The sequence below is a fragment of the Actinoplanes sandaracinus genome (genome assembly GCF_030009775.1).
Taxonomy (GTDB): domain Bacteria; phylum Actinomycetota; class Actinomycetes; order Mycobacteriales; family Micromonosporaceae; genus Actinoplanes; species Actinoplanes sandaracinus.
Window position 1 is genome coordinate 210018 of the sequence record NZ_JASCTH010000007.1, and the last position, 13574, is coordinate 223591.

The window sequence follows — 13574 nt, forward strand, 5'->3', positions numbered from 1 at the left end:
GCCGGCCGTCGCGGCCGGCCGGCCCCTAGGAACCGCTGCCGGGTCGCACCAGCCCCGACTCGTAGGCGTAGACCACCGCCTGCACCCGGTCGCGCAGTCCGAGCTTGGCCAGGATCCGGCCGATGTGGGTCTTCACGGTCGCCTCGGCGACCTGCAGCCGGCCGCCGATCTCGAGGTTCGACAGTCCCTGCGCGACGAGCAGCAGGACTTCCCGCTCCCGGTCGGTCAGGTCGGGCGGGCCGGCCGCGGCCGGTCCCTTCGCGACGAGCCGGCCGGCGAAGCGGTCCAGGAGCCGGCGCGTGACCCGGGGCGCCACCACCGCGTCGCCGCCGGCCACCACCCTGATCGCGTTCAGCAGTTCGTCCGGCGGCACGCTCTTGAGCAGGAAGCCGCTCGCCCCCGCCTGCAGGGCGGCGAACGCGTCCTCGTCGGTGTCGAACGTGGTCAGCACCAGCACCCGGGGAAGCGGGCCGGCGGCGCAGATCCGCCGGGTCGCGGTCACCCCGTCGAGCACCGGCATCCGCAGGTCCATCACGACGACATCGGCCGGTGTCGTGCGGAGCAGGCGCAGCGCCTCGGCGCCGTCGCCCGCCTCGCCCACCACGGTCATGTCGTCCTGATAGTCCAGGACCATCCGGAACCCGGCCCGGACCAGATGCTGGTCGTCGACGAGCACGATCCGGATCACGCCGGCACCGCCCGGGCGCCGGCGAGAGGGATGCCGGCGTGGACCCGCCAGCCACCGCCCGGCATCGGCCCGGCCTCGAACGTGCCGCCGTAGAGGGCCACCCGCTCACGCATGCCGACGAGACCGTGCCCGCCGGAGATGGTGGGCCCGCCGCCCGCGCCGGAGTCCCTCACCTCGATGTCGATGCCGCCCGCCCGGTAGCTGACGGTCACCGTGGCGGCCGGCTCCGGGCCGGCGTGCCGCAACGTGTTCGTCAGCGACTCCTGCACGATCCGGCAGACCGCCAGGGCGATGCCCCCGGGCACCTCGGGCGGGGTGCCGTGCACGGTCAGGGCGGCCGTCAGGCCCGCGTCGCGGGCCCGCTGCACCACGGCCTCGACCTGGTCCAGCGCGAGCGGGGTGCGGTCCGACGGGCCGTCGCCGTCGCTGCGCAGCAACTCCACCAACTGCCTGATCTCCTCCAGTGCGTCGCTGCCGGTCGTGCCGATCGTCCGTAACGCCTCGCGGGCCCGCTCCTGGTCGCGGTCGAACGCGTACGCGGCGCCGTTGGCCTGCAGGATGATCACCGAGAGGGAGTGCGCGACGATGTCGTGCAGCTCCCGGGCGATCACCGCCCGCTCCTCGGCGACGGCGATCCGCGCCACGTGCTCACGCTCCCGCTCGGCGCTCAGCCGGCGTTCGAACGCGTTCTCCTGCAACTGGCCGAAGTACCGCACGCTGAGGGCCACCGCCCAGACCACCGACCCGTAACCCAGCAGCATCCCGAAGTTGCGCGCGACCTCGTCGAACGAGAGCGCCGAGTCGTCCCGCAGCGGCAGCAGCAGGGAGGTGAACACCCACGCGCCGACCCCGCCGGCCACCGCGCGGCCCAGCGTCGCCGCGTGCACGATGACCGCGTACATCGCGACGGCGATGGTGATCAGCAGCATGCCCTCGTGCAGTTTCGTCCCGTCGACCTCGATCGTCGCGGTCACCGTGGTCAGCAGCGCCACGGCGACGAGGACGGTGATCGGGCGTCGGCGCCGCCACATCAGCGCCAGCCCCGCCAGCGCCCCGAAGAGCAGGCCGCCCAGCGGGAACTGATGCCACCACCACGTGGACAGGGCGGCCACCGAGCAGGAGACCAGCACGTCGGCCGGCAGACCCCGGCCGACGGCACGTGCGCGCAACAGCATGCCGGTCAGCGTATGGCCTTCATTCACTGCGCAGCTCTCGCACCTGCAGCAGGCGGAACAGCAGCGGCAGGCCGGCGGCCGTGACGGCCAGGACCATCGCGGCGACCGTGCCGGTCATCGCGGCGATCACCGGCCAGTCGAGCACGACCGGGGCCTTCGTGGCCGCGAGCAGCACCGCCGACAGGGTGCTGCCGATGACGACCGCGAGGAGCAGTCCGGCCGAGGCCGGGACGGCGACCTGGTAGAGCACCGATGCCGACAGCGTCCGCCGCCGGGTGCCGAAGGCGGCGAGCACGGCCAGCAGCCTGCGGCGCTCGCGGAGCTGCTCGGTGACGTTGACGAGCATGCTCGCGCCGATGAACAGCAGGAGCAGGACGGCGCAGGCCTGGGCCACCTGCCGGGCGCCGGCGAACTGGTCGCCGATCCGTTTGTCGCCGAACAGCTGCAGGGGCGCGGCCGGCGCCAGCCGGGCCATCGTGTTGCGGACCCGCTCGATGGCATCCGGGGCGGCCGGATCCAGCTTCACCAGGTAGGCGTCGGTGATCATGCCGCGCAGGTCGGCGGGGACCTTCAGCGCCGCGGGGGTCGCCAGGTACGACACCGGAAAGGCCTCGCCGGCGTACAGCGTCACGACCGGCAGGTCGGCCGGCACCGTCCACCGCGACAGCGGCGTCGCCTCGTCGGCGCCGTAGAAGGGCGCGGCGATCCCGGGACGCAGGACCGGGCTGTCCCAGCCGGGCTGGACGGCCACGAAGCTGTCCCCGTCGGCGCAGGACGGCAGCGGCGCGTACTGCCGGAGCACGTCGCAGTCGCCCACCCGTACGGTCACGCCGCTCTGGTCGTCCGGATCCGTCCGCAGGTAGCCGTAGCCGGCGGTGCGCACCGCCCCGACGCCCGGGGTGCCGGCCAGCGCGGCGTCCCAGCCGGCGCCGTCGGCGCCGTTGGTGTAGGCGACGGCCTGGAAACGGTCGGCCGGCGGCTGCGTCCCGTTGGTGGCCGCGATCGAGACGCCGAGCAGTCCCTGGATGGCGATGATGCCGGCGACCGACACCGCGATGCCGGAGACGGAGCGGACGGCGGCGTCGCTGTCCAGTTGCAGACGCCGGATGCCGAGCTGCCATGCGACGCCACCGCCTCCGAGGCGCCGTACCAGCGCCTGGACGAGCCAGGGCAGCAGCACGACGACGCCGGTCAGCAGCAGGATCGCCCCCGCGGCGAGCTGGCCGCGGGTGCCGTCCCCGATGTCGCCGGACATCCCGCCGAGCAGCGGGTAGAGCAGCGCCATTCCGGCGCCCGGCGGGATCAGGCGCCACCAGAGCCGCCGGCGGCGTACGCCACTCTGCCGCACCACGCCGAGCGGCTCGATGACGACGCGGCGCAACGCCGACAGCGTCACCAGGACGGCGCCGGCCGGCACCAGCAGCAGGATCATGGCGAACAGCGCCGGTACCGGGCGCAGATCCGAGGGGTACGGACTGAAGTCGGACGGCAGCAGGGCGCCGATACTCTGGCGCAGGCCGAGAAAGACCAGGCCACCCACGACGAGACCGAGCACCGCGCCGATCAGGGCGTCCCCGGACGCGATGCGGCGCGTCATCCGGCTGTCGGCGCCCACCAGCCGGATCGCGGCGAGCTGCCGTTCCCGGCTCTCACTGCCGAACCGCACGGCCGTCGTGACGAAGGCCAGCACCGGCAGCAGCATGACGGCCGCTCCGACGACGGCGAGCAGCACGATCATCGGATCGGTCGTCGGTGGGCCGCCCCCACCGAACGAGGCGGTCCGCTCCGCCCCGTCGTCCGTGGTCAGCGTGCCGGAGCCCAGGTAGAAGTACACCTCGTCGGGCCCGGCGAGACCCTGCGGCGCGATCGTGCCGGCCACGCGGGCGGACCACCGCTGTCTCAGCACATCACCACCGGGGCCGTCGAGGAGGGCGGCCAGCGCCGGGGAGACGAACAGCTCGCCGGCCGCCGGCATCCGTGCCACCCCGGGCGGCGCCGGCGCGCGGTCACCCTCCGGGCGCAGGATCCGGCCCCGCACGACCTCGTCGCGGAACCGGGTCTCGATGGCCTGGACCAGCAGGGTGCCCGGCCCGGCCGAACCGGCGGCCGCGCCCGGCGTACGGTCGGCCAGTCGCTCCTGGCGGGCCGCGACGGCGGTCGGCGCGCCCGCCAGCAACAGCAGCATCCCCACGCCGAGGCCCACTCCGGCCGCGATCAGGGTGAGCCGCAGCCAGCCGGAGCGCCCGCCGGAAACGCTCAGCCGCACCCCCAGAGCGAGGTCGCGCAGCCAGGCGAACCCGCCACGGCCGGCGCGCTGGACGTCGGCGCGCTGGACGTCGGCGGTCATCGGGCGGCCTCCGCGAACACCGCGGCGCCGTCACGGAACGCGACCTCGCGGTCGGCGCACGACGCGATCCGCGCCTCGTGCGTGACCAGCACGACCGCGCTTGAACGCTCCTTCGCGGCGGCGACGAGCAACCGCATCACCTGCTCGCCGTTGCGGGAGTCGAGGGCGCCGGTCGGCTCATCGGCGAAGATCACCCGGGGAGAGGTGATCAGCGCGCGTGCCACCGCGACCCGCTGGCCCTGGCCGCCGGACGTCTGCCCGGGGCGTTTGCCGGCCACCTCGCCCACCTCCAGACGCGTGAGCAGATCGGCCGCCGAGCGTTCCGCCCGCGTGCGCCGGACCCCGGCGAGTCGCAGCGGCAGGGCGACGTTCTCCAGACAGGTGAGCTCGGGCACCAACTGGCCGAACTGGAAGACGAACCCGAACGCGCCACGCCGCAGCGCGCTGCGCTCCCGGTCGGTCAGCGTGGTCAGGTCGCGGCCCTCGTAGCTCACCCGACCGGAATCCGGGGCGAGGATCCCGGAGAGACAGTGCAGCAGGGTGGACTTGCCGGAGCCCGACGGCCCGGTCAGTGCCAGCACCTCACCCGGGAAGACCTGCAACGACGCGCCGTTCAAGGCATGGGTGGCGCCGAACGACTTGCTCACGCCGTCGGCGACGAGCAGGGGTTGCGATGACACGGTGAGCTCCCGTTGGATCGTGGATCGACGATGTCCACCACGCTAGGGAGGCAACGGGGACCCGGCGTCCACCCTGATGATGGATCTTGGAGTACGACTTGAGTCGTACATCGGCGCCCGGTGTCCTGATGAGCCGCCATGAGCGGCGGACCTAGCGCAGCTCCGCGATCCTGGCCCGGGTGTCGGCCGGAGCCCCGGGATGCCCTCGCTCGACGTCGGACCGGACGTCGGCCACGGTCTTGCCGGACAGCTCCCGCCGCCAGGCCAGGTCCGCGCCCCGCATGGCATGGGCGAACGCGCAGGACTGCCGGTAGTCGACACCCGCGTGCTCCCCCGGCCCCTTGCTGAGGATCTGGTCGCACCGGAACAGCTCCTCCGGGCCCTCGATCGCGGACACGATGTCCAGCAGAGAGATCGCCTCCGGCGGCCGGGCCAGCCGGAAGCCCCCGCGCGGTCCTGAGATCGACGTCAGGATCCCGGCCCGGACCAGGGCTTGAAGCTGCTTGTTCAGGTAGGCCGGCGGCAGCTCGTAGAACGCCGCGAGGGCGCCGGTCGGCACGGGGGCGTCCAGCCAGCTCAGGTTGAGGCACGTGTGAAGGGCCCATTCGACGCCCTGACTCATCCGCATAGTTCTGGACTCTACGTGTCCAGAACCGGTGACGCCCGACACGATCACTGGCGACGGCAATCCTGGACATCTAATATCTAGGAATCACCGAACGTAAGGAGCCGGCAATGACATTGGTCCGCGCAGCCCAGGCCGAGGTCCTCGACAGCGACCCGACCAGCGTGATCACCCTGCTACTCGACCCGGAGCACACCGGTGGCGCTCTCACCAGCAACCGGACCTTGCTCAAAGACGGCACCGCCGGCGCCCCGCCGCACCTGCACACCCGCTCCGGCGAGCTGTTCTTCGTGCTCGACGGGGCCCTGGAGATGCTCGTCGGCGACGAGCTGCACACCCTGCGCCAGGGAGACGCGCTCTTCGTCGCCCCGAACACCCCGCACGCCTTCGCCCCCGCCGCCGGCCAGGACGCCGACTTCCTCGTCGTGATCACCCCCGGCAAGCCCCGCTTCGACTACTACCGGCTGCTCGACAAGGTGCACCAGGGGGAAGCCACCTGGCAGCAGGTCGGCGAGACCCAGGACCACTACGACAACCACTACGTGGACAGCCCGGTGTGGGCGAACCGCGCGGCCGGCTAGCGCCCGCCGCTCACGTCCAGACAGGACGCAGCCGGTCCGCCTCGGTGGCGGCCTGGGCGCGGCCGGCCTCGGCGGCGGGGCGCCGCCGTGCCGGGTCCAGCGGGTTGCGGCCGATGGCCGCGCGGGCCGCCGCGTTCGGCGACACGACCACGCCGAGCACCCCGGGCCCGAGCGCCGCGAGCTGCGCGCCGGGCCGCCCGGAAGGCCGCACCGACTGCGTCACCGGGGCGAGCACCACCACCCGCTCGCTGCCGGTGGCCAGGTCGGCGTTGGCGGCCGAGCGCATCCCCCCGTCGATGTAACGTTTCCCCTCGACCGTCATCGGCGGCCACGTCAGCGGCACCGCACAACTGGCCGCGACAGCGTCGATCAGGGAGACGCCGCTGGCGGCGTCGAAGACGCGCACCGCGCCAGTCTCGGCCTCGACCGCGATGATGAGCAGGCGGGTCGCCGGCCAGGAGCCGTCGCCGAGACGGCGCGCGATGACCGCCCGCCGTTCCGATTCCGGCACCGTGTGGGCGCGCAGTGCCCGGCGGCCCAGCCAGGCGCGCCCCCGCGCCGGGTCGCCCGGCCAGAGGCCGGCGACGGCGAAACTCAGCAGGCCGCCGATCCCGATGCGCGCGGCGGTCTCCTGTCCGGCGTCGGCGAGCTGCGCTTCGAAGAGATCACGCAGCGGTACGCCGGACAGCACCTGGGCGGCCACCGACGATCCGGCCGACGTCCCGACGAACAGCCCCGCGTCGGTGAGATCGACGCCGTGCTCGGCCAGGCCGTGCAGCAGCCCGACCTCCCACGCGACGCCGGTGACACCGCCGCCACCGAGCACGAGAGCCTTGCCGTCAACGCCCATCCATGGATCCTGGCATCCCCGCGCCGGGATCTCCACCGCTGCGTCGTCGATCGGATTTGACTCTCGGCGACAGGGCTGTGAATCTTCGGCGGTGTCGCTGGTTCGGTCGGCTGGGTTGCAGAGGTTCCGGGAGACCGTGGAGGCGCTGGGCGGCGACCCGGTGCTCTACGCCCGGCAGGCGGGGCTGCCCGTCGAGGCGCTCGACGCCGACGACCTGCTGATCCAGGACACCGCGCTCGCGGGCGTGCTGGAGATCGCGGCGATCGGCCTGCGCTGCCCCGACCTGGGGCTGCGGGTGGCGTCGGCACAGGATTTCAGCATGCTGGGGCCGCTCGCGGTGGCGATGCAGCATTCGCCGTCGGTGCGCGACGCCCTGGAATGCACCTCGCGGTACATGTTCGTGCACGCCCGGGACATGCACGTCTCGTTGATCGGCGACCCGGAGGGCGTACCGGGGATCGTGGGGTTGCGGTATGCGTTCGGGTCGGGGGTGCGCCCGCTGCCGCAGGCGACCGACATGACGATGCTGTTCGTGCACCGGGCGGTGTCGTTCCTGGCCGGCGGCGGGTACGGGCTACGGTCGGTGGATCTGCCGCACGAGCCGGCCGCGCCCCGGCATCGGTATGCGGAGGTGTTCGGCGCGCATGTGCGGTTCGGCCGGCCGGAGGCGTTGCTGCGGATGCCGGCGACGCTGCTCGACCGGCCGCTCGCCGGGGTGGACGCGACGTTGCGGGGGCTGGCTCTGGCGTTCCTGTCACGGCAGGCGCCCGGCCCGGGCACGCCGACGGCGGCGCGGGTGCGGGCGGTGCTGGCGCAGGCGCTCGGCACCGGCTCGACCGACCTGGCGGACGTCGCGCGGGCGCTGGCCGTGCATCCGCGCACGCTGCAGCGGGATCTCGCCGGCGAGGGCCAGTCGTACGCGGCGATCCTCGACGGTCTGCGCCGGTCGCGGGCCCGCAGCTATCTGACGACGACGGACATGCCGCTGGCGCAGGTGAGCCGGCTGCTGGGGTTCGCCGAGCAGGCGGTGCTGAGCCGGTGCGCCCGGCGGTGGTGGGGCATGAGCCCGACAGCGTTGCGCAAGGCACCCCGGCGGCGTCAGGACGAGCGGGACGGCAGTGGGTCCAGGACGGCCACGTCGTCCTCGATCAGGCTGCCGAGGACGATCACTCCGTCGCGTTCGGCGACCGAGGTGACGAACCCGTAGGAGCCGTCGTCGGCGCGCAGGTCGTGCACCACCCGGCCGTCCAGGTCGAAGGCCATGATCCAGGCGACGATGGCGGGCTGCGGGCGGACCGCGGCGGGCAGGTTCCACACCAGCAGCCGCAGGAGTCCGGGCAGCGGCAGCAACCGGTCGAGCAGCGGGTTGCGCGGCGCGACGATGCCGGCCCAGACCAGGCCGTCGCTGCCGAGCCACATGTTGTCGGGGAAGCCCGGCAGGTTCTCCACCAGGATGTCGGTGCGGCCGGCGGCCGGGCCGGTCAGCCAGTGCCGGCGGATCCGGTACCCGGCGGTCTCGGCGAACAGCAGGTGTGACTCGTCGGGGGCCAGGATCAGGCCGTTGGCGAACTTGAGGTCGCGCAGCACGGTGGTGACTGCGCCGTCCGGGTCGCGGCGCAGCAGCCGGCCGGTGCAGGAGTGTTCGAACACGTCGCCGAGATGGTCGTCGAGGTGCCACCGGCTGGTCGAGGTGGTGAACCAGATGGTCCCGTCGCTGCTCTCCACCACGTTGCTGGCGAAGGTGACCGGTTCGCCGTCGGCCGAGTCGGCCAGCACCTCGACGGCGCCGTCCGGGCGTACCAGGAGAAGGCCTTTGTCGTGGTCGCAGACCAGGACCGCGCCGTCGGCGCGGGGATGCAGCCCGAGCGGCCGCCCACCGGTGTCGGCCAGGACGGTGCGGTCGCCGGTGGCCGGGTCGATGCGCACGATCCGGCCGTCGGCGAGGCCGGTGATGATGTGGCCCGCGTCGTCGAGGACGACGTCCTCGGGGCCGTGGCCGCCGGTCGGCAGGCGGCGCCGGACGGAGATCTTTCCGGTGGGCACGCGGGCGGCGAAGGTGGGCGGTGTCCAGCGGCGCGGGTGGATGATGCGGCGGGCCATGCGAACCTCCTCAGACGGTCAGCGGTAGGTCAGCAGTCGCGGTTCGGTTTCCACATGGGTGTGTTCGTTGTAGGTGGACAGCCACAGCCCGCGGCGGCCGGAGACCAGCTTGGTGACGCCGGTGTTCACCGCGACCCGGTTGAGCGCGGCCCACACGGCGGCGGCGTCCGCACCGGCGGTGAGCAGCGCGGCGGCCATCGCGATCGGGCCGCCGGAGCTGACCGCGACGATGTCGCGATGCTCCCGCAGCAGCTCGCCGGCACGCTCCAGGGCGCCGGCGATCCGCTGCCGGAAGGCGGGGTACGACTCGGTGTACTCGCCGTCGAACCCGCCGGACGACCAGCGGCCGGTGGCCGCCTCGAAGATCTCCTGGAAGGCCCGGGCCGGCTGCTCGCTGCGGGCCAATTCGGCCGCTAGGACCGCGCGGTCACGGTACGCCGGCCGGTGCACCTCGACGACGTGCTGGAAATCGAACTCGTCCCACCCGGCGTCGGCGCGCACGTCGACGGCCGGGTCACCGAGGCCGTCGAGCAGCCCGGCGGCCGTCTCCCGCTGCCGGCGCAGCGAGCCGCACAGCACCAGGTCGGGCCGGATGCCGCGGCCGGCGAACGACTTGCCGAGCACCCGCGCCTGCTCCACGCCCAGATCGGACAGCGCGTCGTAGTCGTCGGCGCCGAACGACGCCTGGCCGTGCCGGACCAGCAGGAGCCGCCCCACGCCGTTACCTCCCCGCCCGGCGGATGATCCGCCGGCATCGATTCTCGAGCATGAGGCAGGCTACCCAGTAGTGGCGGAACGCCGGGTTCGTGGTCTGCCGGTGGTGGTAGCGGTAGTAGATCTGCTGCACGATCACCGCCAGCCGGAACAGGCCGAACACCTCGTAGAACGCCCACTCCCGGTCGGTCAGCGCGATGCCGGTGCGGGTGCGGTAATAGTCGACGACCTCGCGGCGGGTGAGCATGCCGGGCGTGTGGGTGGGCTGGCGGCGGAAGGCCCGGAACACCGGCCCGTCGTCGGCCTGCACCCAGTAGGCCAGCGCCCCGCCCAGGTCCATCAGCGGGTCGCCGAGGGTCGCCATCTCCCAGTCCAGCAGGGCCACCGGCCGGGTCGGGTCGTCGGGGGCGAAGACCACGTTGTCGAAGCGGAAGTCGTTGTGGATCAGGCAGGTGCCGCGGTCGGCGGGCTGGTTGTCGCGCAGCCACGCCATCACCTTCTCGAACGAGCCCACGTTGCGGGTGCGGGCCGCCCGGTAGCGTTTCGACCAGCCGTCGACCTGCCGGGCCACGTACCCCGCGCCTCTGCCCAGGTCGGTGAGACCGGCGGCGGCCGGGTCGACGGCGTGCAGGTCAATCAGGAGATCCAGCACCCGGGTGCAGAGCCGCCGCACCTCGGCCGGCGGCAGGTCGAGACCGAGCTCCTTGCGGGGGATGTGCCCTTCGACCCGCTCCATCACGTAGAACGGCGAGCCGATCACCGACTCTTCCTCGCAGTACGCGACCATCCGCGGCACGTAGCCGAAGACCGGCGCCAGCTTCGACTGGATGCGGTACTCGCGGCCCATGTCGTGGGCGCTCGCCGCCTTCCTCCCGGCCGGCGGGCGGCGCAGGATCAGGTCACGATCGGGGTAGCGCAGCAGGTAGGTGAGGTTGGAGGCCCCGCCGGAGAACTGCCGGACCTCGGGCGTGCCGTCGAGGCCCAGCCACTGGCCCACCGCGGCGACGTCGAAGGCGTCCTCGGCGCGGACCGGGCGGAGACTCACGTCAGCTTCCGGACGACCGACAGCGGCAGAGTGCGCATGGCGACGCCGATCGGCACCCACGGCCACGCCGGGACGTACGCCTTCGCCTTGCGCTTCTCGATGGCGGCGACCATCGCGCGGACACCGGCCGGGGTGTCCACCATGAACCGGGTCTTCTGTGTGACGTGCTCGTTCATCTCCGACCGGATGTAGCCGGGGAAGATCACCGAGACGTCGACGCCGCGGATGCGTTCGGAGCGGACGCCCTCGGCGATCGCGGCGACACCGGCCTTGGTGGCGGCATAGGTGGTCATCGCCCGGCGCATGCCGCGCAGGGCGGACATCGACGAGATGAGCACGAGGTGGCCGCGCTGCTGGGCCCGGAAGATCTCCAGCGCGGCCTCGGTCTGTGCCAGCGCCCCGACGAAGTTGACCATCGCGGTGGACCGGTTGGCGTCCCACCGGCCGGTGCCCAGCGGCGCGCCCTTGCCGAGCCCGGCGTTGACGATCACCCGGTCGATGCGGCCGAACTCCTCGGCGAACTCCCGGAACACGGTGAACACGGCCTGGTCGTCGGTGACGTCGAGGGCGCGCACGCTGACCCGGGTTCCGGCCAGTTCCTTCTGGAGCGCGGTGAGCCGGTCGGTGCGGCGGGCGCACAGCGCGAGGTCGTAGCCGAGCGCGGCGAACTGCCGGGCCATCTCCTCACCGAGACCGGCGCTCGCGCCGGTGATCAGCACGACCCCCTTGCTCATCGGGCGCCTCCGTCGAGCTCGCCGCGCCGGATCTTGGCGCCGGTGGCGATCATCCGACGGTCGTACAGGCGGCGGGCGAACCGTTTCGCCCAGTACGCGGCGCGGGCCGGCCGGTCGGGCAGGATCAGGAATCTCCGCGCGTCGACGTCGCGGAGCACCCGGGCGGCGATCTCGTCCGCGCCGAGCGGCGCCTTGTCGATCAGCTTGGTGGCGGCCTGTTCCATCATCGGGTCGTCGCCGGACATCGAGGCCGCCAGGTTGGTGCGGAAGAACGTCGGGCACACCACCGAGACGTCCACACCCCACGGGCCCAGCTCGTGGCGCAGCGTCTCGGAGAGGGCGACGACCGCGGCCTTGCTCGCGCTGTACGAGCTCATCGCCGGCGGGTGCATCAGGCCGGCGGCCGACGCCACGTTCACCACGTGACCGCTGCCCTGTTTCTTGAACAGCGGGGTGAAGGTCCGGCAGCCGTGCACCGCCCCGAGCACGTTGACGCTCAGCACCCGCTGCCAGTGCTCGGCGCTGAGCAGGTCGATCCGGCCACCGGCCGCGATCCCGGCGTTGTTGACCAGCACGTCCAGGCCGCCGTACTCCTGCCGTACCCGGTCGAGAGCGGCGGCCCAGTCGGCCTCGGAGGTGATGTCGAGTCTCTGGAAGGCGGCGCCGCCCGGCAGGGCGGCCGGCTCGTTGAGGTCGGTGACCAGCACCCGGTCGCCGCGGGCCGCGAAGCGGGCGGCCAGCGCGGCGCCGAGGCCGGAGGCGCCGCCGGTGATCAGGACACGTTTCATCGGGTGGCTCCATGCTGTGCGAGTTCGATACGGGCGATGACGCCGCGGTGCACCTCGTCGGGCCCGTCGGCGAGCCGGATGGCGCGGGCCGCGGTCCAGGCGTGGGCGAGCGGGAAGTCGCTGGACAGCCCGGCGCCGCCGTGGATCTGCATGGCGAAGTCGATGACCTGCTGAGCGACGTTCGGGGCGGCCACCTTGATCTGGCTGACCTCCGACATCGACGCCAGCGGGCCCTCGGTGTCGAGTTTCCACGCCGCGTGCATGATCAGCAGCCGGAGCGAGTTGATCGCGATACGGGCGTCGGCGATGCGTTCGCGGTTGCCGCCCAGGTCGGCGAGCGGCTTGCCGAACGCGGTGCGGGACAGGCCGCGTTCGCACGCCAGGTGCAGGGCGCGTTCGGCGAGACCGACCAGGCGCATGGCGTGGTGGACCCGGCCCGGGCCGAGGCGGCCCTGTGCGATCTCGAAGGCGCGGCCCGGTCCGGCGATGACGTTCGACAGCGGCACGCGCACGTTCGTGAACGACACCTCGCCGTGGCCGAACGGCTCGTCGAAGAAGCCCATCGTGTCGAGCATTCGCTCCACTCGCACGCCCGGCGTGTCCAGGGGCACCAGGACCATCGAGTGGCGGCTGTAGCGGTGCGCCCCGGGGTCGGTCAGGCCCATCACGATCAGCAGCCGGCAGTCGGGGTGGCCGACGCCGGTGGTCCACCACTTGCGGCCGTCGAGGACCACCTCGTCACCGTCGACGACCGCGGTGAGCCGCATGTTCGTGGCGTCCGAGGAGGCCACCCCGGGTTCGGTCATGGCGAAGGCGCTGCGGATGGCGCCGTCGAGCAGTGGGTCCAGCCAGCGGTCGCGCTGCTCCGGGGAGCCGTATTTCAGCAGTACCTCGGCGTTGCCGGTGTCCGGGGCGTTGCAGTTGAAGACGTACGGCGCCAGGAAGGACCAGCCGGTCGCCTCGGCCACCGGCGCGTACTCGGCGTTCGACAGGCCGGCGCCGCCGCGGGTGCCGTACCGGGCGGCGTACTGCCCCTCGTGCCCGGCGGGCAGGAACAGGTTCCACAGCCCCTGGTCACGGGCCTTGCGGCGCAGTTCCCGGACCTCCTCGGGCACGTGCCAGCGACCGTCGCCGTCGGGCCGGGGCAGCCGGCTCTCCAGCGGCTCGATCTCGTCGCGTATGAAGGCCCGCACCGCCTCGGTCAGCTCGGCGGCGCGCTCGGAAGGCGTGAAATCCATGCGCTCAAG

14 protein-coding genes are annotated in these 13574 nt (G+C 73.0%); 2 read left to right on the forward strand and 12 right to left on the reverse strand.

From position 1 onward, the window contains the following. Nucleotides 1-25: 25 nt before the first annotated feature. From QLQ12_RS12915 to QLQ12_RS12935, 5 genes are all read right to left on the reverse strand, one after another. Nucleotides 26-688 carry a response regulator gene (locus QLQ12_RS12915; protein WP_282759710.1) on the reverse strand — a complete coding sequence of 221 codons (663 nt, stop codon included), beginning with the start codon at nt 686-688 and terminating at the stop codon, nt 26-28. Then, nucleotides 685-1863: a sensor histidine kinase gene (locus QLQ12_RS12920; protein WP_282759712.1), complete on the reverse strand. Its 1179-nt coding sequence runs from the start codon at nt 1861-1863 to the stop codon at nt 685-687. The genes QLQ12_RS12915 and QLQ12_RS12920 overlap by 4 nt, the downstream gene beginning before the upstream one ends. A 19-nt stretch (nt 1864-1882) precedes the next feature. Further along, nucleotides 1883-4210: an FtsX-like permease family protein gene (locus QLQ12_RS12925; RefSeq protein WP_282759713.1), complete on the reverse strand. Its 2328-nt coding sequence runs from the start codon at nt 4208-4210 to the stop codon at nt 1883-1885. After that, nucleotides 4207-4890 carry an ABC transporter ATP-binding protein gene (locus QLQ12_RS12930; protein ID WP_282759714.1) on the reverse strand — a complete coding sequence of 228 codons (684 nt, stop codon included), beginning with the start codon at nt 4888-4890 and terminating at the stop codon, nt 4207-4209. Before QLQ12_RS12930 ends, QLQ12_RS12925 begins: the two co-directional genes overlap by 4 nt. A gap of 151 nt (nt 4891-5041) precedes the next feature. Beyond that, nucleotides 5042-5518 carry an RrF2 family transcriptional regulator gene (locus QLQ12_RS12935; RefSeq protein WP_282759716.1) on the reverse strand — a complete coding sequence of 159 codons (477 nt, stop codon included), beginning with the start codon at nt 5516-5518 and terminating at the stop codon, nt 5042-5044. Between the two features lie 107 nt (nt 5519-5625). On the opposite strand from QLQ12_RS12935, the gene QLQ12_RS12940 reads away from it, so the two are divergent. Then, complete coding sequence (locus QLQ12_RS12940; protein WP_282759717.1) at nt 5626-6096, forward strand: cupin domain-containing protein; 471 nt, start codon at nt 5626-5628, stop codon at nt 6094-6096. 10 nt (nt 6097-6106) lie between these two features. Here the strand turns inward: QLQ12_RS12940 and QLQ12_RS12945 are convergent, their stop codons facing one another. After that, nucleotides 6107-6946, reverse strand: coding sequence for a patatin-like phospholipase family protein (locus QLQ12_RS12945; protein ID WP_282759718.1), 840 nt, complete (start codon nt 6944-6946; stop codon nt 6107-6109). Nucleotides 6947-7037: 91 nt separating this feature from the next. Between QLQ12_RS12945 and QLQ12_RS12950 the strand changes: the two genes are divergently transcribed. Then, nucleotides 7038-8153, forward strand: coding sequence for an AraC family transcriptional regulator (locus QLQ12_RS12950; protein ID WP_282759720.1), 1116 nt, complete (start codon nt 7038-7040; stop codon nt 8151-8153). On the opposite strand, the gene QLQ12_RS12955 is transcribed toward QLQ12_RS12950, so the two are convergent. From QLQ12_RS12955 to QLQ12_RS12980, 6 genes are read right to left on the reverse strand one after another with little or no spacing between them, the layout of a single operon-like run. Beyond that, nucleotides 8045-9046, reverse strand: coding sequence for an SMP-30/gluconolactonase/LRE family protein (locus QLQ12_RS12955; RefSeq protein ID WP_282759722.1), 1002 nt, complete (start codon nt 9044-9046; stop codon nt 8045-8047). The two genes, QLQ12_RS12950 and QLQ12_RS12955, sit on opposite strands and share 109 nt — an antisense overlap. An 18-nt stretch (nt 9047-9064) precedes the next feature. Continuing rightward, the gene (locus QLQ12_RS12960) at nt 9065-9763 is read right to left on the reverse strand and encodes a histidine phosphatase family protein (RefSeq protein WP_282759723.1); all 699 of its coding nucleotides are present in this window, start codon (nt 9761-9763) and stop codon (nt 9065-9067) included. A gap of 4 nt (nt 9764-9767) precedes the next feature. Beyond that, complete coding sequence (locus QLQ12_RS12965; RefSeq protein WP_282759724.1) at nt 9768-10805, reverse strand: phosphotransferase family protein; 1038 nt, start codon at nt 10803-10805, stop codon at nt 9768-9770. Next, nucleotides 10802-11539 (reverse strand): SDR family oxidoreductase, encoded by a 738-nt coding sequence (locus QLQ12_RS12970; RefSeq protein WP_282759726.1) that lies wholly within the window; start codon nt 11537-11539, stop codon nt 10802-10804. The genes QLQ12_RS12965 and QLQ12_RS12970 overlap by 4 nt, the downstream gene beginning before the upstream one ends. After that, nucleotides 11536-12327 (reverse strand): SDR family NAD(P)-dependent oxidoreductase, encoded by a 792-nt coding sequence (locus QLQ12_RS12975; protein WP_282759727.1) that lies wholly within the window; start codon nt 12325-12327, stop codon nt 11536-11538. Before QLQ12_RS12975 ends, QLQ12_RS12970 begins: the two co-directional genes overlap by 4 nt. Then, complete coding sequence (locus QLQ12_RS12980; RefSeq protein ID WP_282759730.1) at nt 12324-13565, reverse strand: acyl-CoA dehydrogenase family protein; 1242 nt, start codon at nt 13563-13565, stop codon at nt 12324-12326. Before QLQ12_RS12980 ends, QLQ12_RS12975 begins: the two co-directional genes overlap by 4 nt. Nucleotides 13566-13574 lie beyond the last annotated feature (9 nt).

Excerpts from the sequence above, each read along its gene's own strand:
- QLQ12_RS12940 (WP_282759717.1), top strand. The coding sequence starts at position 5,626 with ATGACATTGGTCCGCGCAGCCCAGGCCGAGGTCCTCGACAGCGACCCG.
- QLQ12_RS12945 (WP_282759718.1), bottom strand. The coding sequence starts at position 6,946 with ATGGGCGTTGACGGCAAGGCTCTCGTGCTCGGTGGCGGCGGTGTCACC.
- QLQ12_RS12920 (WP_282759712.1), bottom strand. The coding sequence starts at position 1,863 with ATGCTGTTGCGCGCACGTGCCGTCGGCCGGGGTCTGCCGGCCGACGTG.
- QLQ12_RS12970 (WP_282759726.1), bottom strand. The coding sequence starts at position 11,539 with ATGAGCAAGGGGGTCGTGCTGATCACCGGCGCGAGCGCCGGTCTCGGT.
- QLQ12_RS12980 (WP_282759730.1), bottom strand. The coding sequence starts at position 13,565 with ATGGATTTCACGCCTTCCGAGCGCGCCGCCGAGCTGACCGAGGCGGTG.
- QLQ12_RS12925 (WP_282759713.1), bottom strand. The coding sequence starts at position 4,210 with ATGACCGCCGACGTCCAGCGCGCCGACGTCCAGCGCGCCGGCCGTGGC.
- QLQ12_RS12935 (WP_282759716.1), bottom strand. The coding sequence starts at position 5,518 with ATGCGGATGAGTCAGGGCGTCGAATGGGCCCTTCACACGTGCCTCAAC.
- QLQ12_RS12975 (WP_282759727.1), bottom strand. The coding sequence starts at position 12,327 with ATGAAACGTGTCCTGATCACCGGCGGCGCCTCCGGCCTCGGCGCCGCG.
- QLQ12_RS12955 (WP_282759722.1), bottom strand. The coding sequence starts at position 9,046 with ATGGCCCGCCGCATCATCCACCCGCGCCGCTGGACACCGCCCACCTTC.